Source organism: Pseudomonas sp. Pso3 (genome assembly GCF_055393275.1).
Window position 1 is genome coordinate 3,417,718 of sequence record NZ_AP043687.1, and the last position, 21,447, is coordinate 3,439,164.

Genomic DNA, 21,447 nt, shown 5'->3' on the forward strand with positions numbered 1-21,447 from the left:
CGTTTTCTTTTTATGCGCCCACGCAGGTGTGATGGCTGCCCCTGGTGACAGGCGAGTGGGTATCCAGCAGCCTTCTTCAGGCAGTGTGCCTCTTCTCCTATCGCGGCCATGGGCCGCTCCTACAAAATCCATAAAGGTGTAGGAGCGGCCCATGGCCGCGATACCAACGCCGCGAGACGACAACCGCAAGCGCGACAGATTGTCGCAGAAGTTGTAACGACTTGTTGCCGAGATATGCCTTGGTCCGGAAGCGAAACGCTCTAGTATGGGTTTTCAAGCCCTGCCGTAGCGCGGGCTCGACCAAGGAGATTCAGCATGACCATTACCGTAACCGAACGTGACGAAGACCATATGTCCCGCGAAGCCCGTGGCCTGGGCATGCATCTGTGGGACGTGAAGCAGGAAGGGGAACTGGTCGGCGTCTACCAGAGCGAAGCCGCTGCCCTGGAATACAAGGAGCAGATCGAACACGAAGGCGCGTCGCACGCCGAGTGAGTCGAAGGATCTTTTTACCGACTGCCTGAAAAAGGCCCGCCTCTTGGAGGCGGGCCTTTTTCGTTTCAGGGAGTAGCGACGGGTTGGGGTAGGTTGGGTTGAGCGGAGTGAAGTCCAACGTCACTGGGGGCAATGGTGTGCCTGGCATCCCTCACCCCAGCCCTCTCCCAGGGGGAGAGGGGGTGGTTCAGCGCGGGGAGCTTTATCGTCGGAGCCCAACATGGCCCCAACCTCGTCCTAGTGCACCAACTCGTCGGCGAATACCTTGTCCAGGGTGATGGGCAGATCGCGGACCCGCTTGCCGGTGGCGTGGAAGATGGCGTTGGCGATGGCCGCGGCCACGCCGACGATACCGATCTCGCCGATGCCCTTGGCGCCGAGCGGATTGACGATCTCGTCCTTCTCCTCGACGAAGATCACCTCCAGCTGCTGGATGTCGGCCTGCACCGGGAAGTGGTACTCGGCGAGACTGTGATTCATCCAGCGACCTTCGGAGGTATCCATCATCCCCTCTTCCTGCAGGCCCATGCCGATGCCCCAGACGATGCCGCCGGACACCTGGTTCTCGCCGGTCTTGAGGTTGAGAATGCGACCCGCGGCCACGGCGGTGACCACGCGACTGACCTGGACGCTGCCGAAGTCTTCGTCGACCTTGACCTCGACGAACACCGCCGAGTGGGTACCGGTGGCGTAGTCGTCGCGCCCCTCCGCCGGTTCGGCGCTGGCCAGGGTTTCCATGGACGGCGAACCCGAGGCCTTGAGGATGGCGGTGAAGTCGACGCGCTGGGCCGGGTCGGTCTTGAGGCTGATGCCGCCATCGGCGAACACCACCTGGTCCAGTTCGGCCTTGGCCAGCGGCGAGTCGTCTATCTCCTTGGCCGTATCCAGCAGTTGCTGGCGCAGCTGGTCGCAGGCCAGTTTCACCGCGGTGCCCACCGAGGAGACGGTGAAGGAACCACCTTCCAGCGGCGCTTTGGGCAGGGTGGAATCGCCCAGCTTGAAGGTGACCTTGTCCAGCGGCAGGCCGAGGTTTTCGGCGGCGATCTGGGTCATCACCGTGTAGGTGCCGGTGCCGATGTCGGAGGTGGCACTGGCCACCACCAGGCTGCCGTCGATGTTCATCACCGCCTTGGCGGTGGCGGGTTGCTGCATGGCTTCCCAGACCCCGGTGGCCATGCCCCAGCCCACCAGCTGGTTGCCGTCGCGCATGGAGCGTGGCGCCATGCTGCGTCGCTCCCAGCCAAACCGCTCGGCGGCCTGGCGATAGCACGCCAGCAGTTCCTTGCTGGAATAGGGCTTGCCCTTGGCCGGATCGGTGTCGGTGAAATTGCGGATGCGCAATTCCAGCGGATCGATGTCGGCAGCATAGGCCAGTTCGTCCAAGGCGCTTTCCAGCGCATAGACACCCAGCACCGCGCCCGGGGCGCGCATGTCCAACGGTGTGTAGACGTCCAGCGCGGCCAGTTGATAGGCCAGCTTGACGTTGGGGCAGGCATAGAGCGACGCCGACCAGACCAGCACCATTTCGGTGAAGTCCTCGAAGCGCGAGGTGATGCCCAGGGCGCTGTGATCGATGGCCTGCAGCTTGCCGTCGCTGTCGCAGGCCAGCTTGAGCTGCTGGTAGGTCTCGGGGCGATAGCCGAAGGTGAACATCTGCTGGCGCGTCAGGGTCACCCGCACCGAGCGCTTGAGCTGCAGCGCGGCCATGGTCGCCAGCACCAGCTGGTACTGGGGACGCAGACCGGAGCCGAAGGCTCCGCCGACGAAGGGCGAGATGACCTTCACGTCGCCCTCGCCCAGGCCGAAGATGTTGCTGACGAACTGGGCGCTGTTCTGCACGCCCTGGGTCTTGTCATGCACCGTCAGCTTGCCGTCCTTGTGGTAGACGACGGTGGAGGCATGCATCTCCATGGGGTTGTGGAATTCCGCCGCGGAATGGTATTCGGCCTCGATCCGCACGGGCGCCGCGGCCCAGGCCGCCGGGGCGTCGCCGCGGTTGTCCGGCAATTCCATGGGCGCTTCGTGGGCCTGGCTGCGGGCCTGGGCCAGGTCGGTGGCGTGGTCTTCCTCGCTGTACTGGGCACGGATCAGCGAGGCGGCGTGGCGCGCGGCCTCGAAGGTCTCGGCCACCACCAGAGCGATGGGCTGGCCGCTGTAGAGGATGCGATCGTTGTACAGCGGCCGGAAGGGCTTGCCGTCGGCCGCGTCCATGTCGGTGTAGCTTTCATCATAGCTGGCCATCTTGGGTCGGTTGAGATGGCTGAGCACCTCGAGCACACCCGGCTGGGCCAGGGCCTCACTGACGTCCAGGCCGAGCAGGCGACCCTTGGTGATGGTGGCGTTGACCACGAAGCCGAAAGCCAGATCAGGAACGCTGAATTCGCCAGCATAGAGCGCCTGACCGGTGACCTTGAGCGGACCGTCGACGCGGGGAACGGCTTTTTGCAGATGGACGACGGTCATTGCAGGGTACCTCCGGCGGCTTCGGTAAGGGCACGCACGATGGCGCGCCGGGCCAGTTCGATCTTGAAGCTGTTGTGGGCGAAGCCCTGGGCGCCCTGCAGCAGGCGATCGGCCAAGTGGCCAAAGGCCGCCTTGTCCGCCACCTGACCGACCAGTGCCTGCTCGGCTTCTGGCAGACGCCAGGGTTTGTGGGCCACGCCGCCCAGGGCGACGCGGACCTGCTTGATGCGCTCGCCGTCCAGTTCCAGCGCGGCTGCCACCGAGACCAGGGCGAAGGCATAGGAGGCGCGGTCGCGGATCTTCAGGTAGGCGCTGTTGGCCGCCAGGCTGTCGGCCGGCAGGGTCACGGCGGTGATGAGTTCATCGGCGGCGAGGTTGGTATCGCGCTCGGGGGTGTCGCCGGGCAGGCGATGGAAGTCGGCGAAGTCGATGACGCGCTCGCCGTTCGGATCGCTCACCTCGACCCGGGCTTCCAGCGCGGCCAGGGCCACGCACATGTCCGAGGGATGGGTGGCGATGCACTGCTCGCTGTGGCCGAGGATGGCGTGGATGCGATTCTGCCCTTCGCGCGCGCCGCAGCCGGAGCCGGGCTCACGCTTGTTGCAGGGCGTGCCCACGTCGTAGAAGTAGTAGCAGCGGGTACGCTGCAGCAGGTTGCCGCCGGTGGAGGCCATGTTGCGCAGTTGCGGCGAGGCGCCGGCGAGGATGGCCTTGGCCAGCAGCGGATAGCGCCGCTGTACCTCGGGGTGATAGGCGACCTCGGCGTTCTTGACCAGGGCACCGATGCGCAGACCGCCTTCGGCGGTGGTCTCGACCTCGCGCAGGGGTAGGCCGTTGACGTCAATCAGCTGCTCGGGGCGCTCGACGTTTTCCTTCATCAGATCCAGCAGGTTGGTGCCACCGGCGATGAAATGGGTCTGGGGGCCATGCTGGCGGATGGCGTCGGGCACGGCGTTGGGCTTGGCATAACCGAAGCGGTTCATTCGCGGCCCTCCCCTTGCTGGCAATCCGGACGCGCCCGCTCGATGGCGGCGCGGATGTTGCGATAGGCGCCGCAGCGGCAGAGGTTGCCGCTCATCTGCTCGGCCACCTCGGCCTCGCTGTGGGCATGGCCCTCCTTGAGCATGCCGATCGCCGAGCAGATCTGCCCCGGAGTGCAATAGCCGCACTGGAAGGCGTCTTCGGCGACGAAGGCGGCCTGCATGGGGTGCAACTGGTCGCCCTGGGCCAGGCCCTCGATGGTGGTGACCTCGGCGCCGTCCTGCATGACCGCCAGGGCCAGGCAGCTGTTGATGCGGGTGCCGTTGACCAGCACGGTGCAGGCGCCGCACTGCCCGTGATCGCAGCCCTTCTTGGTACCGGTCAGATCGAGGTGGTCACGCAAGAGATCAAGCAGCGTGGTCCAGGGCTCCACGGCCAGCTGCAGCTGCTTGCCGTTGAGGGTCAGGGCGATGGTATGGGACTCGGGTTCGGCCAGGGACTGGAGCTGGCGCGCGGGGGTGGCGTTCATGGCGGACCTCACGGTTAAAGCCGCGGGGTGCAGATTGCCCCCGTGGTCGGAATCAGGCGGTGACAGCGAAAGGCCACCTCAGGTAAGGGACTGCGCCCGACCGGAAGCGGTTCAGCACCCCTGCCCAGCGGTATTCAACGTCACGTTGAAGGTTGTTCAGCGAAGCGTTGGAAAGCCCGTTCCAGAGGGCTTCGCCCCGGTCAGGACACATCTGGTATGGCGCTTCGCTACGCCAGCGGCCCAGTGGCCTGAACCCCATAGGTTCTGGGGCAGTCATCAGAACTCCCGTGATGTGCCCCCAACGATGAGAATCCGACCATGGCTTCCGACTCCGATGCACGCTGGCGCCTGTCCCGGCGTCAGTTCCTCGGCACCTCCGCGGTGCTGGTAGCGACCAGCGCCATACCCGGCTATGGCTTCGCCCAGGCCAGCGGTGGCGCGCCCCTGACGCCCCAGGCCATCGCCGCCCGCCTGCCGCAACTGCTGCCGCTGACACTGCAGATCAATGGCGAGGCGCGCCGGCTCCGGGTCGACAGCCGCACCACCCTGCTCGATGCGCTGCGCGAGAACCTGCACCTCACCGGCACCAAGAAAGGCTGCGACCATGGCCAGTGCGGCGCCTGCACGGTGCTGGTGAACGGCCAGCGCATCAACAGCTGCCTGAGCCTGGCGGCCATGCACGAAGGCGACACCATCACCACCATCGAGGGCCTGGGCAACGCCGAGCGCCTGCATCCCATGCAGGCGGCCTTCCTGGCCGAGGACGGTTTCCAGTGCGGCTATTGCACCCCGGGGCAGATCTGCTCGGCGGTGGCCCTGCTGGACGAGGTCAAGGCCGGCATGCCCAGTCACGTCTCGAAGCGCCTCGACGGACCGATGCGGCTGAGCGAGGAAGAGATCCGCGAGCGCATGAGCGGCAATCTCTGCCGCTGCAGTGCCTATCCCAACATCGTCGCGGCCATCCAGATGGCGGGGGGCCAGGCATGAGAGTCTTCGACTATCAGCGCGTGCAGACCGAAGCCGATGCCAGCCGCCAGGGTGCGCGGGCCGGCAGTCGCTTCATCGCCGGCGGTACCAATCTACTGGACCTGATGAAGCTGGAGATCGAGACCCCCAGCCAGGTGCTGGACATCAATCGCCTGCAGCTGGACCAGATCAGCGCCACCGCGGACGGCGGCCTGCGCATCGGTACCCTGGTGCGCAACTCCACCCTGGCCGCCGACGCCCGGGTGCGCGAGCGCTACCCGGTGCTCTCCCGCGCGCTGCTGGCCGGTGCCTCGGCGCAGTTGCGCAACAAGGCCACCACCGGCGGCAATCTCCTGCAGCGCACCCGCTGCTCCTACTTCTACAACACCGCCATGCCCTGCAACAAACGCCAGCCCGGCAGCGGTTGCGCGGCCCTGGGCGGCTTCAATCGCATGAACGCGGTGATCGGCGCCAGCGATCAGTGCATCGCCGTGCACCCCTCCGACATGGCGGTGGCCATGCGGGTGCTGGACGCCACGGTAGAGACCCGCGACGCCAATGGCCGCACCCGGCGCATCCCCCTCGCCGACTTCCATCGCCTGCCCGGGGACACCCCGCAGATCGAGACGGTGCTGCAACCCGGCGAACTCATCACCGCGGTGACCCTGCCGCCGCCACCGCCCGGCATCCAGGTCTATCGCAAGGTGCGCGACCGTGCCTCCTATGCCTTCGCCCTGGTGTCCATGGCCGCCATCGTCGAGCTGGACGGCCCGCGCATCCGCAGCGGTCGGGCGGCCTTCGGCGGCCTGGCGCACAAGCCCTGGCGGGTGGCGGCGGCCGACCAAGCCTTTGCCGGCCAGGCCGTGGACAGTGACCTGGCTGCCGTGGGCGATGCCCTGCTCGCCGGTGCCCGTGGCTATGGCCACAACGACTTCAAGCTCGAGCTGACCCGCCGCATCCTGCGCGCCGGCGTGGCCGACGCTCGCCAACAGGCCTGAGGACAGCAGCATGGAAATGAATGAACCCGCCGGCCGCAACCTGATCGACGAGAATCGCGGCGGCCTGATCGGCAAGCCCATCGACCGCGTCGACGGCCTGCTCAAGGTCACCGGCCAGGCGCCCTACAGCTTCGAATTCCGCAACGATCGCGTCGCCTACGGCTTCATCGTCGGCGCCACCATCGCCAAGGGCCGCATCAGCCGGCTGGATACCTCGGCCGCGGAGGGCGCGCCGGGCGTGCTCAGCGTGCTGACCTATCGCAACGCGCCGCGCCAGGCCGCCCGCGAGCCGGACAACAGCAGTCGCTTCACCCGGCCCAAGCCCTACCTCGACAGCGACCAGGTGCGTTATTTCGGCGAGCCGGTGGCCTTCGTGGTGGCCGAGACCTTCGAGGAGGCGCGCCTGGCGGCGGCTCTGGTAGAGATCGACTACGCGGCCGAACCGGGCGTCTTCGACCTCGCCGCCAACCTCGGCCAGGCGGTCAAGCCGCCGGATGCCGATCAGCCCACCGATACCGCCTCGGGCGATGTCGACGCCGCCTTTGCCCGGGCGCCGATCAAGCTCGACGAGCGCTATACCACGCCATACCACATCCATGCGCAGATGGAGCCCCACGCCAGCCTCGCCCAGTGGGACGGCGACCGGGTGACCATCTATTGCTCCACCCAGTTCGTCGAGCAGGCGCAGAGTTGCGTGGCCAATACCCTGCAGCTGCCCAAGGAAAACGTGCGCATCGTGGCGCGCTATATCGGTGGTGGCTTCGGTGGCAAGTTGCCGATCTATGCCGACGCCCTGATCGGCGCCATGGCCGCTCGCGCCATCGGCCGGCCGGTCAAGGTCACCCTTACCCGCCAGCAGATGTTCCAGATCACCGAACATCGCTCGGCCACCATCCAGCGCATCCGCCTGGGCGCCGACCGCGAGGGCCGTATCCAGGCGATGGCCCATGAAGGCTGGTCCCATTCCGCCCGCGGCCTCACCTACTACGAACCCACCGGCCTGTCTTCGCGCACCCTCTATGCTGGCGACGACCGCCTGGTGGCGCACCGCATGGTCGAGCTGGATCTGCCCGAGTCCGGCTCCTGCCGGGCGCCCGGCGAAGCCGTGGGCATGCTCGCCAGCGAAAGCGCCATGGACGAGCTGGCGGTCATGCTCGGTCTCGATCCCATCGAGCTGCGCATCCGCAACGAGCCCAGCCAGGATCCGGAAAAGCACATCCCCTTCTCTTCCCGCAAACTGGTGGAGTGCATGCAGGACGGCGCCCGCCGCTTTGGCTGGAGCCAGCGCAAGGCCACGCCCGGCCAGGTGCGCGAGGGCGACTGGCTGATCGGCATGGGCATGGCGGCAGCCAGTCGCGCCAACATGCTCAGGCCGTCCCAGGCCGGGGTGCGTCTGGAAGCCGATGGCTCGGCCACGGTCAAGACCTCCATGACCGACATCGGCACCGGGACCTACACCATCCTGGCGCAGATCGCCGGCGAGTCGCTCGGCTTGCCGGTGGAGCGGGTCAAGGTGCTGCTGGGCGACAGCGACGACCCGGCCGGAGCCGGGTCGGGTGGCTCCTTTGGCGCCGCCAGTTCCGGTTCCTCGGTCTATGTCGCCTGCGAGAATCTACGGCTGAAGGCGGCAGAGGCGGCGGGGCTGGATCCGGCCAGTGCCCGCTTCGTCGGCGGCCGGCTGATCGCCGACAACGGCAGTCGCGACCTCGCCGAACTGGCGCACCAGCACGATCTCCAGGCCATCGGCGAGATCAAGCCGGGCCAGACGCTCAAGGACTATTCCCAGCAGGGCTACGGCGCCTTCTTCGCCGAGGTGGGGGTGCACGCCCTCACCGGCGAGATCCGCCTGCGGCGCATGCTCGGGGTGTTCGCCGCGGGCCGCATCCTCAACGAGAAGACCGCCCATTCGCAGATGCTTGGCGGGATGATCTGGGGGGTGGGCAGCGCCTTGCACGAAGACGGGGTGATCGACGTTCGCCACGGGCACTTCGTGAACCATGACCTGGCCGACTACCACTACCCCTGCCACCTGGACATTCCCGCCATCGAAGCCCATTTCCTGCCGGAAGTGGACGACAAGGCCAATCCGCTGAAGATCAAGGGCGTCGGCGAACTGGGGATCTGCGGCGCCGGGGCCGCGCTCACCAACGCCGTCTACAACGCCTGCGGGGTGCGCATCCGCGATTATCCGCTGACGGTGGACAAGGTGCTGGCCGGGCTGAAGACGGCCTGACGGCGGGCGGCGCGGTTCAGCGCGCCGCCTTGCCCCCGGCCCGTGTCGCCAGCAGCACCCCACCGATGGCGATCACCATGGCCACCCAGGCCAGCGGCGGCAGGGTCTCGCCCAGCAGTAGCCAGGCGCTCAGGGCGGCGCCCGGCGGCACGCAAAAGAACAGCGCACTGACCCGCGCCGCCTCGCCGGCACGGATCATCCACACCAGCAGGCTGATGGCCAGCAGCGAGTTGGCCAGCACCAGATAGGCCAGGGCGCCGATGAAGGCCGGTGCCCAGTGCACCGGATTGTGCTCGAACAGCAGCGCCACCGGCGCGCAGCAGACCAGGCCGACGCTGTACTGCACCAGGTTGTTGGTGACCGGATGCTGGGCCACGCCCAGGCGCTTTTCGTAGAGCACGGCGCTGGTCATGCCCAGCAGCGCGCCGACCGCCAGGAAGATGCCCGGGACGGACTCCACGGCCACGCTGGCGCGGGCCAGGATCACCCCGATGGCGCCGAGCAGGCCCAGGGCCAGCCCCAGCCACTGCAGCGGCGTCACCCGCTCGCCCACCAGCAGGGGTGCGCCCAGGGCCACCAGGATCGGCTGCAGCGAGGCCACCATGGCCACCACGTTGGCCGAGGCGCCCAGCACCAGGGCGCCATAGCTCATGCCGAAATAGACGCCCTGGATCAGAAAGCCCACCACGGCGAGATTCGCCCATTCCCGCCGGGTGCGCGGCAGCGGCGGACGCAGGACCAGGAAAGCCACCAGCAGCACGCTGAAGGCCAGCGCATAACGCATCGCCAGCAGGGTGAAGGGCGGCGCATAGGCCAGGCCCACCTTGGACACGGCGAAGCCGGCGGACCACAGGGCCAGGAACACCAGGGGAATGAGGCGCAGCAACCAGGGATTCAGCAAGGTGGACGACATCGAATGCTCAGGGCCAGGCGAGTCAGCGGAACGCGACTCGCGAGCGGGAAGGATAGCTGACGATCAGCAGCCCGCTGAGCACCAGGGCCGCGCCGGCGAGAAATCCCGGTCCCGGGGTCTCGCCCAGCAGCCAGACGCCCATCAGCACACCGAACAGCGGCGTCAGCAGGGTCAGCACGCCCAGGGGCGCCGCGCGATAGCGACTGAGCAGCACGAACCAGCCCAGCAGGCTGATGCCGGCGACGATGAACACCTGAAAGGCCAGGCTCGACCAGGCCAGGGAATCCAGCCCGGCCAGATCCAGCCGCTTGCCGAGCGGCAGGGCCAGCGCCAGCAGCACCACCCCGGTCACCCCGAGTTGATAGAACAGGGTGCGCAGCGGCGGCGCCTCGGCCAGGGCACTGCGGCGGATCAGCACCGTGGTGGCGCCCCAGGCCGCGCCGCCGGCCAGGCCGATCAGATCGCCCTGCCAACTGGTGCCGCCGCTCGGCTTGCCGATCAGGAAGGCGCAGACCACCCCGCTGGCCGCCAGCAGCATGCCCAGCCACTGCCGCGCCGACAGCCGCTCCCCGGGCACCAGCCAGTGCAGACCGCAGGCGGCGAACAGCGGCGCCGTGTAGATGAACACCACCATGTGCGCGGCGCTGGTGTATTTCAGGCCCACCGCCATGCAGAGAAATTCCAGGGCGAACAGCGACCCGGCGAGCAGCCCGGGAAGCAGCGTCTGGTCGCGACCCAGGCAGCGGACGCCGCGCCAGCGCGCCAGGCCATAGAGCAGCCCGGCCGCCAGCAGCGAGCGCCAGCCGATCTGCAGCAGCGGATCCACCTGCTCGGCGATGGCCTTGATCGCCGTCTGCTGCAGGCCCCAGACCAGGCAGAGCACCAGCATGACCAGCACGGCGGGGAGATCCAGCTCCTTGCGCATGAGCGTCGCTCCAGAAAAAAGTGAGCCTGCATGGTGAAGGTGGCTGAACAGGTCGGACAAACGATGTTTAATGGGCGTCAGGCTCAGGAAAACTAAGGCTTGTCTGAGAAGTCGCCGAGCGAAGGTCAGGCAAGGCAAAAATCGGTGAGGAAGCGGAGTTTACGAGTGGTAAATGAGCATTCCGAGCCGGTTTTTAACGCAGCATGACCGAGCGCAGGCACTTTTCAGACAAGCCGAGGCTGCCGTGACCACCGCCCTCCCCCTCAACGCCCTGCGCGCCTTTGCCGCCGCCGCGCGACACCAGCACTTCGCCAAGGCCGCGGACGAGCTGCACGTCACCGCGGGCGCCATCAGCCGGCAGATCCGCCTGCTCGAGGAAGAGCTGGGGCAGCCGCTGTTCGAGCGCCTGGCCCAGGGCGTGCGCCTCACCGTCCAGGGGCGCGCCCTGGCGTCGGAGATCGCGCCGCACCTCGACGGCCTGACCCGCGCTGTCGCCCGGGCGCGGGTCAAGAGCAGCGTTCTGACCGTCAGTGCGCCGCCCACCTTTGGCCAGGAATGGCTGCTGCCGCGCCTGGAAGACTTCCAGCGCCAGCATCCGGATATCGAGGTCTTTCTCGATGCCTCCTCCGCCATCGTACCGCTGGGTACCGAGGGCGGTGCCCAGGCGGCGATCCGCTATGGCCGGGGCGACTGGCAGGACGGCGAGACGCGCCTGCTGCTGCGCGAATGGATCTTTCCGGTGTGCAGCCCGACGCTGATCCCGACGCCACTGACAGAACCCGCCGCCTTGCTGGCCTATCCGCTGCTGCATGCCGAATGGCCCGGCGGCTGGCGTTCGGGCCGGCCCAGCAGCCGTTTCAACGCCTGGCAGGACTGGTTCGCCAGCCAGCAGGTACCCCTGGGCGAAAGTCTGCGCGGTCCGCGCTATTCGCTGAGTGGCATGGCCCTGCAACAGGCCGCGGCCGGCAAGGGCGTGGCCCTCGGCGGCTGCGTGCTGGCCCAGCGCCTGCTGGCCAGCGGCGCCCTGGTCCGCCCGCTGCCGGACCGGTTCAACCAGCTGTCGACCCAGGCCTACTTCCTGGTCTTGCCCAAGGGCCCGGTGGACGCGCCGGTACAGCGCTGGATCGACTGGCTGCTGGTGCAGATCCGCCAATTCCGCGAGACCCAGGGCGAGCCGCAGGAGACCGGCGGCGCCTGGTGAGAGCCGCGCTTTTACGGCAGTCTAGGCGGTCCGCCCCTGCAATAGTCAGCCTGCATGAACACCTGTCGCCTGTCCGCCCTGCTCGCCCTGCTGCTCTCGACCGCCGCCCTGGCCGCCGAGCAGCCCCCGGCCGACTGCGATCGCCAGGGCAGCGAGGCGCAGCTGGCGGCCTGCGCCGCCGGGGATCTGGCCCTGGCCGAAGCCCGGCTGGCCGACGTCTACGGCCGCCGCCTGGCCGCGCTCTCCGCTGCGCAACGACCCGCCTTCGAACACCAGCAGCAGCTCTGGCAAAGCGACCGCGCCCCCCGCTGCGCTGACGCGACGCGCGGATTCCAGGGCGCCATGCAGCAGCTGCAGTATCTGAGTTGTCTGAAGTCGGTGACCCTGCTGCGGCTGGACGATCTGCAACGGCAACTCCCGCGGCGCGACTGACGCTTCGTCGCTACCGCTGCTGTCCGGCGCCGGAACTCACTATCATGGCGCCCCGCTGTTGGAGTTCGAGATGTACGAGCGTTACCTGCCCCTGCTGGTCCCGGCCGGACTGCTGCTTCTGGGGGCTTTGTGGTGGTGGCAGCGCCGGCGCCAGGCCGCCTTTCCCTATCGCCAGGTCGAAGCCCTCTTCACCCCCGCCGAACAGACCTTTCTCGCGGTGCTCGACGAAGCCGTGGGCGACGACTACCGGGTGTTCGGCAAGGTGCGCATCGCCGATGTGGTCCAGACCCTGCCGCTGCGCGATCGCCGCCGCTATCTGATCGCGCAGAATCGCATCAACTGCAAGCACTTCGACTTCGCCATCTGCCGCCGCGACGACCTCGCCGTGCACGCCGTGGTCGAACTCAACGACAGGTCGCACCTGCAGCGCCATCGCCAGCAGCGCGACCGCTTCGTTCGCGCAGTGTGCGAGGCCGCCCAGTTGCGCTTGGTGGAGATCCCTGCGGCGGCGCGCTATTCCGCCACCGCCGTACGCGACGCCGTGTTCGGCGGGCGCCGTCCGCGCCAGCGAACCGCAGCGCCCAGCCAGCCCCTGGCGCCGGAATGCCCGGAATGCCAGGCGCCCATGGTCCGCCGCCGCGCGCGCAGCGGTCGCCACCAGGGCCGGGAATTCTGGGCCTGCTCGAACTATCCGGATTGCCGCGGCCTGCTCGACATCGACGACTGACCAAGGGGCCCTTGCCATGCGCTATCCCACCACCCCGGACGGACGCTACTTCGTGGTCAGGGGCCGACTCTGGCGCTGCACCGACCCCAGCCTGCCCGCCGACCGCCGCGACCTGCTGACCCATGAACTGATGGATGCCCGCCGTCAGGTGGGCGTGGCCAAGCGTCAGGGTGACGAAGCCGCCCTGCGCAGCGCACGCGCCGCGGTGGACGCCGCCAAGCACGCCCTGGGCGAGCGCGGACCGGTCTGGTGGACCGATGGCGCGCCCGACTACAACCGGCGGATGGCCAGGAACACCCCCTATGCCGACTGGTACCGGCAGCTGGATGCCAAGGCTTCCTGACCCGCGCAGCGCGGCGTAAGGTGAACGGCCGACTCCTCTTGCGAGCACCGCTCTTGCGTATCCGTCCCGCCTTCGTCACCGATCTCGCCGCCGTCTGCCGGCTGGCCGAGCAACTCGCCGAGCAGCATCACCGGCAGGCCCCGGCGACCTTCGCCGAACCCTCCGGCGGCTGGCGCGACCAGGACTACTGGGCCGCCCAGCTGGAGCCGGAAGACGGGGTGCTGTTCGTCGCCGAGGCCGGTGACGAACTGGTCGGCTTCGTTACCGCGCGCCTGTCCGACACCCGCTCGATTTCCTTTCTGCAGCCGCTGATCCTCTGCCGGATCGGCACCCTGGTGGTGTCGGCCTGCCACCGACGGCTGGGCGTGGGTGCCCGGCTGCTGGACGCGGTGGAAGCCTGGGCGCGGGACAACGACGTCGACGAATTGCGCCTGGAGGTCATGGAATTCAACGAGGACGCCCAGGCCTTCTATGCCCGCCAGGATTTCCGGGGGCAGTCGCGGATATTGGCCAAGGCGTTGCGGTAAGACCTGCTGCACCGCGATCGCGGTTATGACGGTCCGCGGAGCTGATGGATGCCAAAAGATGGATTATTCGTTGTCGGAGCAAAACCTTATCGCGGCCATGGGCCGCTCCTACAGAAGCGTCAAGCCCGGTAGGAGCGGCCCATGGCCGCGATAAGCAAAGTCATACCGTTCTGGCTGCATCGACGGACCGCCGTGGTCACGATCGACCCAAGCCAAAGCCCTACACACTCTCCCGACTCACCAACTCGAATCCCAGGTCCACGCAGGTCGGTTGGCGGCGGCCGTCCAGCAGCCCCAGCAGGAGGGTCGCGGCCTGGCGCCCTACCGCGGCGCGGGGGGTCTGGATGGAGGTCAGCCGGGGGACCGTGTGCGCCGAGCCGGGCAGGTCGTTGAAGCCCAGCACCGAGATCCGTTCGGGGATGGCGATGCCCAGCCGCTGCGCCTCGAACAGCGCGCCCTGGGCCAGGTCGTCGTTGCAGAAGAACAGGCCGTCGACATCCGGGCGGCGGGCCAGCAGTTCGCGAAACTGTCGGGCGCCTAGCCCCACGGACGACGGCTGCGGATCCAGTACATCCAGACTCGGGTCATAGCAGCCCGCCTCGCGCAGCACCTCGCGAAAGCCCTCCCCTCGGGCCAGTGCCCGCGGGTCGAGCTGGGCGGCCACATAGCCCAGGCGCTTGCGTCCGGCCGCCAGCAGATGCCGCGCCGCGGCGGCCCCGGCGGCGCGCTGGGAAAAGCCGACGCTGGGCACTGCCCCCGCCGGGTCCAGCTCCATCATGTGCACCCGCGGCACCCCGCTGGCCGCCAGCAGCTGGCGCGCGGCGTCGGTGCGGTCGAAGCCGGTCAGCAGCACTCCCCGGGGCTGATAGGCCAGGTAGTTGCGGATCAGCTTTTCCTCTTCCTCGGGATCGTAGTGGTAGTTGCCGATCAGCACCTCCAGGCCACGGGGACGCAGGACCTCGTGGATGGCCTCGAGGGGCTCGATGAACAGGTGGTTGGACAGCGAGGGCACCAGCACCACCACCGAATGCCCCTGGGCCGAGGCCAGGGCACGAGCGGCCGGATTGGTGACATAGCCAAGGCGCGCGGCGGCCTCCTGCACGCGGGTGACCAGCTCCGGTGCCACGCTGGCGACACCGCGCAGGGCACGCGAGGCCGTGATGGGGGAAACACCGGCCTGCAGCGCCACCTCGGTGAGGGTGGGCCGACCGGAACTACGAGAACCCGTTCGATTCATTGTTATGGTTTCAGGCTTGTCAGAGACGGAGAACGCGCCTAAGGTAGCGCTGTCTCAGCAGACACTACAAGCCTGACGTGGCCTTCCGCACCGCGTCGGCATTCGGCCTAACAAGATCGACAAGAACTGGAAGCCGCTGCCTTTTTCGCTTTTCGGGGTAGCGCTGTCTCCAGACCGGAGGTGACGATGAACACTCCTATTCCCGCGCTGGTGGTCATGGGCGTCGCAGGCTGCGGCAAGAGCAGCGTCGGCGCGGCCATCGCCGAGCAGGACGGTGGCCGCCTGATCGAAGGCGACGCCTTCCACCCCGCCGCCAACATCGCCAAGATGAGCGCCGGTATCCCCCTCGACGACGGGGATCGCGCCGGCTGGCTGACCCGCCTCGGTGATGAACTGGCCGCTGCCGTGGCCGCAGGCGAACGCCCGGTACTCACCTGTTCCGCACTCAAGCGCCGCTATCGCGACCAGCTGCGCCAGGCCGTGCCCGGTCTCGGCTTCGTCTTTCTCGAACTGACCCGCGAGACCGCCGCCCAGCGCGTGGCCAATCGCCCGGGGCACTTCATGCCCGCCAGCCTGATCGACAGCCAGTTCGCCACCCTCGAAGCACCCCACGGTGAACCGGCTACGCTGGTAGTGGATGCACGCGACAGCCTGCTCGCCATCGGCACCCAGGTGTCGGCCTGGTGGAACACCTCGATTCGCCTGGCCCAGCCGGCCTGACGAGACAGCGCTACCCAATCCAACCACCCGCAACGCCCACAACAACAATAGGAGAGGCGCCATGTTCGGCATGGACCACAACAGCTTCCTTCTGCTTGACGCCGCGGTCACCATCGTCGGCCTGGTGCTCCTGATCACCAAGTTCAAGGTCCATCCCTTCATCGCCCTGACCATCGCCTCAGGCTTTCTCGGCCTGACCTCCGGCATGCCGGTGGAAAAGGTCATGAAATCCTTCCAGGACGGCTTCGGCGGCGTGCTCGGCTTCGTCGGCATCCTGCTGGGCCTCGGCACCATGCTCGGCAAGCTGATGGCCGATTCCGGCGGCGCCGACCAGATCGCCCAGACGCTGATCCGCGCCTTCGGCATCAAGCGCGTGCACTGGGCGATGATGTTCGCCGCCTTCCTGGTGGGCATCCCGCTGTTCTTCGAGATCGGCTTCGTGCTGCTGGCGCCCCTGGTGTTCATCGTCGCCCGCCGTACCGGCTTGTCGCTGGTCAAGCTGGGCATCCCGCTGCTGGCCGGCCTGTCCGCCGTGCACGGCCTGGTGCCGCCGCACCCGGGTCCGCTGCTGGCGGTCGGGGTGTTCGGTGCCGACATCGGCAAGACCATCTTCTACGGCCTGATCGTCGGCCTGCCCACCGCCATGATCGCCGGTCCCATCTTCGGCGCCTGGATCTCCAAGCGCATCCCCGGCTCGGCCAATCCCGAGCTGGTCGCCCAGATCGCCCAGGAGACCGACAACCGCAACCTGCCGGGCTTCGGCATCACCGTCTTCACCGTGCTGCTGCCGGTGATCCTGATGTTGCTCAAGGCCTTCGCCGATATCTTCTTTGCCGCCGACAACCATTTCCGCATCTGGATGGACTTCATCGGCCACCCCATCACCGCCCTGCTCGCCGCCCTGCTGCTGAGCTTCTACAGCTTCGGCACCGCCTGCGGTTTCTCCCGCGAGAAGATCGTCAAGCTGCTCGACCAGAGCCTGGCGCCGGTGGCGGCCATCGTGCTGATCGTCGGCGCCGGCGGTGGCTTCAAGCAGATGCTGGTGGCCAGCGGCGTGGGTGAGGTGATCGGCAACCTGGCGGTGCAGACGCAGATCTCGCCGATCCTGCTGACCTGGCTGGTGGCAGCGGTGATCCGCGTGGCCACCGGTTCCGCCACCGTGGCGACCATCACCGGCGCCGGCATCGTCGCCCCCGTGGTGGCGCTGATCCCCGGGGTGAACAAGGAGTTGCTGGTGCTGGCCGCCGGCGCCGGTTCGGTGATCCTCTCCCACGTCAACGACGCCGGCTTCTGGCTGGTGAAGCAGTACTTCAACATGACCGTGGCCGAGACCTTCAAGACCTGGTCGATGATGGAAACCATCCTCTCGGTGGTGGCCCTGGCCTTCATCATGCTGCTGTCGCTGTTCGTCTGATCCGCTAGACCGGGACGGCCCCTGGCCGTCCCGCCTCCACCACGAAGCTCGCCCGGGTGCCGCGCCTGGCATCCGGGCGCGTTCGATCACTGATGGTGCGCAGATCCACCTGCAGCCGCTCCCGCGTCAGCTCCAGGACCAGATAGCCACGCTCCCGGCTGTCGAAGAAACGCACCTGGGGATTCTCCGGCAACAGCGCCTGGAAGCGTCGGTAATCCGGTCCGTCCGAGGTGATGGAAGTGCCGACGAACTCGCTCGCCACCACCGGGCTCCGCTCGTCCTCCGGATCGCGGTGCAGATCCGTCACCCAGAAGGAATGGATGTCCCCGCCCAGGGTCACCGGATTGGCGAGGCGACTCGCGGCCATGGCCGCCAGCAGGCGCTCGCGGGTGGCCGGATAGCCGTCCCAGCCATCGGTCCAGCGCGCCGGATCGCCATCCGGCAGGCGCTGCCGCAGGGGTGCCAGCAGCAGGTCCTGGGCAATGAGGTTCCACTGCGTACCGTTATGACGAAAGCCGTCCAGCAGCCAATCCTCCTGCGCCCGCCCCAACATGCTGCGCGTGGTATCACGCAGGCCCGGGCAATCCGGATGGACCAACTGGCCACCGCGGGTCCTGGCCGTCGCGCAGGCCGGTTCGCTGCGGTATTGCCGGCCATCGAGCAGGTGGATCTCCGCCAGATCGCCAAAGCGCCACCGGTCATAGAGGCGCAGCGCGCTGCCCTGGGTGCGCCAGGCGCGCAGCGGGGCGTGTTCGCGAAAGGCCTGGTAGGCCGCCCGCCGTCGCGCGGCGAAGGCGGCCAGACTGACCTGGGGATCCGCCGACCAGGGACCGGAATAGTCGTTCTGCACCTCGTGGTCGTCCCAGGTCAGCAGGCTGGTGACATTGGCATGCAGGTACTGCAGATCGGGATCGGTGCGGTACAGGGCATGGCGCCGCCGATAGCTGGCCAGGTCGCGGGCTTCCGGCAGGCCGTGGCGGCGGATCGCTGGCAGCAGCAGCGGCACATTGGACTCATAGATGTAGTCGCCGAGGAACAGCGCCAGATCCGGCTGCTCGTCGGCCATGTGCCGATAGGCACTGAAGAAGCCCTTCTCATAGTGGGAGCAGGAGGCGGCCACCAGCTTGAGTCGCTGCGGCGCGCTGGCCGGCGGCGGCAGCGTGAGGGCGCGACCGATGCGACTCTGATGCCCCAGGGCGGTGAAGCGGTACCAATAGGGTCGCCCCGGCAGCAGACCTACCAGGGTGATGGACACGCTGAAGGCCGCCCGGGGCTGCGCCTGGACCGTACTGCTCTGCACCACCTGGCGCAGCCCCGGATCCAGGGCGACTTCCCATTGCACCTCGACCGGGGCATGCAGACCGCCCAGGCCATCCTCGGCCAGGGGATCCGGCGCCAGGCGGGTCCAGATGACGAAGCCATCGGCAGCGGGATCGCCACTGGCGACGCCCAGGGTGAAGGGATCCGGTTGCGGTTCACGCGCGCTGCACCCGGCGAACCAGGGCGCGCTCAGACCCAGACCGAGCAGACCCAGCGCTTGACGTCGAGAGGGGTTCATCCAGGCCTCCACGAAAAGAGGCCAGGGTGACTCAGGCAAATGACAGCGCTATGTCGCCCGGCTCAGGCCAGCGGCAATTCTTCCAGGATCATCACCTGGGGCGCCTCGGTGAGCAGGCCGTCGAGATCGCTCAGCAGCTGCTTGAAGTGCGCGGTCTCCTCGTGCTCGGCCAGGGCCTCGCGGCTGGCCCAGCGCTCGATGAAGACATAGCGACCCTCGTGGCTCGGATCGCGGTGCGGAGTATAGAAATGGCAGGCGGCCTCGGCGCGGGAAGGGGCGACGATGGCGCGTAGGGCGTTCTCGACGGCTGCGGCCTGGCCGGGCTTGGCCTGCAGGATGGCGACGACGCGAATTTCACTGGTCATGCAAAAAACTCCGAAAAGGGTGCCTCAGCATGCCGCCTGGACACCCCGAATACCACCGGGTTCGAGAATCGGCCCCGGCCATGGTGGATCACTGCTTGGCTTTGACGATCTTGTCGATCACCGCATTGCTGCGCTTGATCAGCACATAGTCGGAGCCGATCTTGACCCATTGGCTGTCTTCGCCCGGCTGCTCCAGGCCGTGCTTCTTGAAGTCCTTGATCACGTACTCGTCGCGGATGTACTTGCGCGGCGCCCGGCCACCCTCTTCGAGTTCAAAGGTAGGATGATCAGGGTCATGAGTGACGGCATCATCGCTCTGATTGGCATCCTTCTTGTTGACCTTGTTCTGGTACTGCGAGCTGGTGGGCTCCGAAGCCGCCTTGTCGGCAGCGGGCTTGACCGGGGTCATGGCCTCGGGCGCGGCCTGGGCCTGCAGGGCGCCGGTCAGGACGACGGTACCCAGGGCCAGAGAGAGCAGCGATTGCTTGATCATGGGGGTGTTTCTCCTCTGCATTCGAGGTTTTGACCCCGGGGTCAGCGGAAAAGCTCCACGAATACCTACGGCTACGCCTTTGACCTTACTGGCATTCGTCCCGGTCTGCCTTTACCAGGGTCAGCACCGGGGGCAACTGGCGTGAGCGCTGGGTGGAAAAGGCGTCCAGCGAGCAACTCAGACGATAGGACTGCTGGCTGAGGAGTGAGGCCTCCTGACGCAGGGTCAGGAAGTTGAGGAAATAGCGCTGATGCTGGCGCTTGGCCTGGCTACCCCGTTCGAGCAGCCGCCGGGCTTCCGCCATGGCCATGATGTGGCTATCGATCACGTCCTTCATGCAACGGCTTCCTCATGGCGATGACGATTAGCGAACCTGTCTCCTCTGGACTTTAGCAGCCTGTTCGAGAGACGGTGGCAAATCCTTTGACTTTTTATCGGCAAGCCAGGGCTGGCGCGCCTTGCAGCACCTCAGGCAGAGTAGCCCACCCCTTGGCCTGAGGCGCTGACCCATGGAACGCTGGAAGATTCTCGCCGGCCTGGTGAGCTTTACCTTTTTCATGGAAAACCTCGACGCCACCGTGATCGCCACGGCCCTGCCGCAGATGGCGGCGTCTTTCGGCCGTGATCCGGTGGACCTCAACCTGGGCATCAGCGCCTATCTGCTGGCCATTGCCGTAGGCATCCCGGTCAGCGGCTGGATCGCCGAGCGCTTCGGTCCACGACCGGTCTTTACCCTGGCTATTAGCGTCTTCACCCTGGCCTCGCTGCTGTGCGGGATGGCCCTCTCCCTCGAGCAATTCATCGCCGCGCGCATCCTCCAGGGGCTCGGCGGCGCGCTGATGGTCCCGGTCGGGCGGCTGGTGGTGCTGCAGGTCACCGAAAAGCACGAACTGGTGCGCGCCATCGCCCTCATCACCTGGCCGGGCCTGGTGGCCCCCGTGCTGGGCCCGCCCCTGGGCGGCCTGATCACCACCTATGCCGACTGGCGCTGGATCTTCTATCTCAATCTGCCGCTGGGATCGATCGCCCTGCTGCTGGCCTGGCGTCTGGTGCCCGCCGACCTGCCGACCCAGCGCCATCCGCTGGACTGGCGCGGCTTCCTGCTGCTGGGCGGGGCCTGCGTCGCCTTCATGTGGGGCGTCGAACGGCTCGGCCAGAACCACGGCAGCCTGGGCAGCAACCTGGCCTGGATGGGGATAGGGCTGATCCTCGGCACCAAGGCGGTGCGTCACATGACGAAGATCGAACGTCCGCTGATCGATTTTGGCACACTGCGGATTCCCACCTACCGCGCCGCCATCCTCGGTGGCGGCCTGTTCCGCGTCACCATCGCCACCGCACCCTTTCTGCTCCCCCTGATGTTCCAGCTGGCCTTTGGCCTGGACGCCTTCCAGGCCGGCCTGCTGCTCCTCGCGCTGTTCGCTGGCAACCTGGCGGCCAAGCCCTTCACCACCGCCGCCATGCGCCGCTTCGGCCTGCGCGCCATCCTGACCATGAACGGCGTGCTCAGCGCGCTCAGCCTGCTGGCATGTGGCCTGCTCACCCCGGACTGGCCGCTGCCGCTGATCGTGCTGCTGCTGTTCGCCAGCGGCGTGTCCCGCTCGCTGCAATTCACCGCCAGCAATGCCCTGGCCTTCGCCGACATCCCGAAACCCCAGCTGAGCCATGCGTCCACTCTGTTCAGCACCAATTTTCAGCTGGCCATGGGCTTGGGCGTGGCCATCGCCGCCCTGCTGCTGCGCGCCTCGATGGAGTGGAACGGTCACCTCGATCCGCAGTTGTCGGACTTCCGGCTAGCCTTTTGCATAGTGGCCGTGCTCGGCATCCTGAGCACCCTGGATGCCTTCCGCCTGGCCCGCAACGCAGGCGATTCGGTCAGCGGCCACACCGCAAAAAGCTGACCGACCGGACAGTGCTCGACCCGATG

At 67.5% G+C, this 21,447-nt stretch carries 22 protein-coding genes; 12 read left to right on the forward strand and 10 right to left on the reverse strand.

The window, feature by feature from the left end; genetic code table 11:
• Positions 1 to 315 precede the first annotated feature (315 nt).
• Positions 316 to 495, forward strand: coding sequence for a hypothetical protein (locus tag ACZ5R1_RS16180; protein ID WP_007159313.1), 180 nt, complete (start codon positions 316 to 318; stop codon positions 493 to 495).
• A gap of 237 nt (positions 496 to 732) precedes the next feature.
• On the opposite strand, the gene ACZ5R1_RS16185 is transcribed toward ACZ5R1_RS16180, so the two are convergent.
• From ACZ5R1_RS16185 to ACZ5R1_RS16195, 3 genes are read right to left on the reverse strand one after another with little or no spacing between them, the layout of a single operon-like run.
• Positions 733 to 2,958: a xanthine dehydrogenase family protein molybdopterin-binding subunit gene (locus ACZ5R1_RS16185; RefSeq protein ID WP_464712545.1), complete on the reverse strand. Its 2,226-nt coding sequence runs from the start codon at positions 2,956 to 2,958 to the stop codon at positions 733 to 735.
• Positions 2,955 to 3,941 carry an FAD binding domain-containing protein gene (locus tag ACZ5R1_RS16190; protein WP_464712546.1) on the reverse strand — a complete coding sequence of 329 codons (987 nt, stop codon included), beginning with the start codon at positions 3,939 to 3,941 and terminating at the stop codon, positions 2,955 to 2,957. Before ACZ5R1_RS16190 ends, ACZ5R1_RS16185 begins: the two co-directional genes overlap by 4 nt.
• The gene (locus tag ACZ5R1_RS16195; RefSeq protein WP_464712547.1) at positions 3,938 to 4,468 is read right to left on the reverse strand and encodes a (2Fe-2S)-binding protein; all 531 of its coding nucleotides are present in this window, start codon (positions 4,466 to 4,468) and stop codon (positions 3,938 to 3,940) included. Before ACZ5R1_RS16195 ends, ACZ5R1_RS16190 begins: the two co-directional genes overlap by 4 nt.
• 318 nt (positions 4,469 to 4,786) lie before the next feature.
• On the opposite strand from ACZ5R1_RS16195, the gene paoA reads away from it, so the two are divergent.
• The 3 genes from paoA to ACZ5R1_RS16210 are packed head-to-tail and all read left to right on the forward strand — an operon-like array spanning position 4,787 to position 8,665.
• The gene (gene paoA, locus ACZ5R1_RS16200; protein ID WP_464712548.1) at positions 4,787 to 5,455 is read left to right on the forward strand and encodes an aldehyde dehydrogenase iron-sulfur subunit PaoA; all 669 of its coding nucleotides are present in this window, start codon (positions 4,787 to 4,789) and stop codon (positions 5,453 to 5,455) included.
• A complete protein-coding gene (locus tag ACZ5R1_RS16205) occupies positions 5,452 to 6,432 on the forward strand; it encodes an FAD binding domain-containing protein (RefSeq protein ID WP_144955482.1) in 981 nt (326 codons plus the stop codon). Before paoA ends, ACZ5R1_RS16205 begins: the two co-directional genes overlap by 4 nt.
• 10 nt (positions 6,433 to 6,442) lie before the next feature.
• Positions 6,443 to 8,665, forward strand: a complete 2,223-nt coding sequence (locus ACZ5R1_RS16210; RefSeq protein ID WP_464712549.1) for a xanthine dehydrogenase family protein molybdopterin-binding subunit — start codon at positions 6,443 to 6,445, stop codon at positions 8,663 to 8,665.
• A 16-nt stretch (positions 8,666 to 8,681) separates the two neighbouring features.
• Here ACZ5R1_RS16210 and ACZ5R1_RS16215 read toward each other — a convergent pair whose 3' ends face one another.
• Together ACZ5R1_RS16215 and ACZ5R1_RS16220 are read right to left on the reverse strand one after the other, a co-directional pair.
• On the reverse strand, positions 8,682 to 9,578 hold the full coding sequence (locus ACZ5R1_RS16215) for a DMT family transporter (protein ID WP_464712550.1): 897 nt from the start codon (positions 9,576 to 9,578) through the stop codon (positions 8,682 to 8,684).
• 22 nt (positions 9,579 to 9,600) lie between these two features.
• Positions 9,601 to 10,503, reverse strand: a complete 903-nt coding sequence (locus ACZ5R1_RS16220; protein ID WP_464712551.1) for a DMT family transporter — start codon at positions 10,501 to 10,503, stop codon at positions 9,601 to 9,603.
• 244 nt (positions 10,504 to 10,747) lie between these two features.
• On the opposite strand from ACZ5R1_RS16220, the gene ACZ5R1_RS16225 reads away from it, so the two are divergent.
• From ACZ5R1_RS16225 to ACZ5R1_RS16245, 5 genes are all read left to right on the forward strand, one after another.
• A complete protein-coding gene (locus ACZ5R1_RS16225; RefSeq protein ID WP_284671061.1) occupies positions 10,748 to 11,704 on the forward strand; it encodes a LysR substrate-binding domain-containing protein in 957 nt (318 codons plus the stop codon).
• A 54-nt stretch (positions 11,705 to 11,758) separates the two neighbouring features.
• The gene (locus ACZ5R1_RS16230) at positions 11,759 to 12,136 is read left to right on the forward strand and encodes a lysozyme inhibitor LprI family protein (RefSeq protein ID WP_340246180.1); all 378 of its coding nucleotides are present in this window, start codon (positions 11,759 to 11,761) and stop codon (positions 12,134 to 12,136) included.
• Between the two features lie 70 nt (positions 12,137 to 12,206).
• Positions 12,207 to 12,863 carry a DUF2726 domain-containing protein gene (locus tag ACZ5R1_RS16235; RefSeq protein ID WP_464712552.1) on the forward strand — a complete coding sequence of 219 codons (657 nt, stop codon included), beginning with the start codon at positions 12,207 to 12,209 and terminating at the stop codon, positions 12,861 to 12,863.
• Between the two features lie 16 nt (positions 12,864 to 12,879).
• A complete protein-coding gene (locus ACZ5R1_RS16240) occupies positions 12,880 to 13,206 on the forward strand; it encodes a hypothetical protein (protein ID WP_108581324.1) in 327 nt (108 codons plus the stop codon).
• Positions 13,207 to 13,259: 53 nt separating this feature from the next.
• Positions 13,260 to 13,733, forward strand: coding sequence for a GNAT family N-acetyltransferase (locus tag ACZ5R1_RS16245; RefSeq protein ID WP_027597006.1), 474 nt, complete (start codon positions 13,260 to 13,262; stop codon positions 13,731 to 13,733).
• A 220-nt stretch (positions 13,734 to 13,953) separates the two neighbouring features.
• Here the strand turns inward: ACZ5R1_RS16245 and gntR are convergent, their stop codons facing one another.
• Positions 13,954 to 14,970: an HTH-type transcriptional regulator GntR gene (gene gntR, locus ACZ5R1_RS16250; protein WP_288504883.1), complete on the reverse strand. Its 1,017-nt coding sequence runs from the start codon at positions 14,968 to 14,970 to the stop codon at positions 13,954 to 13,956.
• Positions 14,971 to 15,156: 186 nt separating this feature from the next.
• On the opposite strand from gntR, the gene ACZ5R1_RS16255 reads away from it, so the two are divergent.
• Both ACZ5R1_RS16255 and ACZ5R1_RS16260 read left to right on the forward strand, forming a co-directional pair.
• Positions 15,157 to 15,690, forward strand: a complete 534-nt coding sequence (locus tag ACZ5R1_RS16255) for a gluconokinase (protein ID WP_288504885.1) — start codon at positions 15,157 to 15,159, stop codon at positions 15,688 to 15,690.
• A gap of 61 nt (positions 15,691 to 15,751) precedes the next feature.
• The gene (locus ACZ5R1_RS16260; protein WP_007159329.1) at positions 15,752 to 17,104 is read left to right on the forward strand and encodes a GntP family permease; all 1,353 of its coding nucleotides are present in this window, start codon (positions 15,752 to 15,754) and stop codon (positions 17,102 to 17,104) included.
• 4 nt (positions 17,105 to 17,108) lie between these two features.
• Here the strand turns inward: ACZ5R1_RS16260 and ACZ5R1_RS16265 are convergent, their stop codons facing one another.
• From ACZ5R1_RS16265 to ACZ5R1_RS16280, 4 genes are all read right to left on the reverse strand, one after another.
• On the reverse strand, positions 17,109 to 18,662 hold the full coding sequence (locus ACZ5R1_RS16265; RefSeq protein WP_464712553.1) for an alkaline phosphatase D family protein: 1,554 nt from the start codon (positions 18,660 to 18,662) through the stop codon (positions 17,109 to 17,111).
• Positions 18,663 to 18,724: 62 nt separating this feature from the next.
• Entirely contained in the window at positions 18,725 to 19,027 is a 303-nt protein-coding gene (locus ACZ5R1_RS16270; RefSeq protein WP_027602631.1) for a putative quinol monooxygenase, read from the reverse strand.
• Between the two features lie 88 nt (positions 19,028 to 19,115).
• Complete coding sequence (locus ACZ5R1_RS16275; RefSeq protein WP_027597011.1) at positions 19,116 to 19,520, reverse strand: RcnB family protein; 405 nt, start codon at positions 19,518 to 19,520, stop codon at positions 19,116 to 19,118.
• 85 nt (positions 19,521 to 19,605) lie between these two features.
• Positions 19,606 to 19,857: a hypothetical protein gene (locus ACZ5R1_RS16280; protein ID WP_027597012.1), complete on the reverse strand. Its 252-nt coding sequence runs from the start codon at positions 19,855 to 19,857 to the stop codon at positions 19,606 to 19,608.
• Positions 19,858 to 20,029: 172 nt separating this feature from the next.
• Between ACZ5R1_RS16280 and ACZ5R1_RS16285 the strand changes: the two genes are divergently transcribed.
• The gene (locus ACZ5R1_RS16285) at positions 20,030 to 21,421 is read left to right on the forward strand and encodes an MFS transporter (RefSeq protein ID WP_464712554.1); all 1,392 of its coding nucleotides are present in this window, start codon (positions 20,030 to 20,032) and stop codon (positions 21,419 to 21,421) included.
• Positions 21,422 to 21,447: the final 26 nt, after the last annotated feature.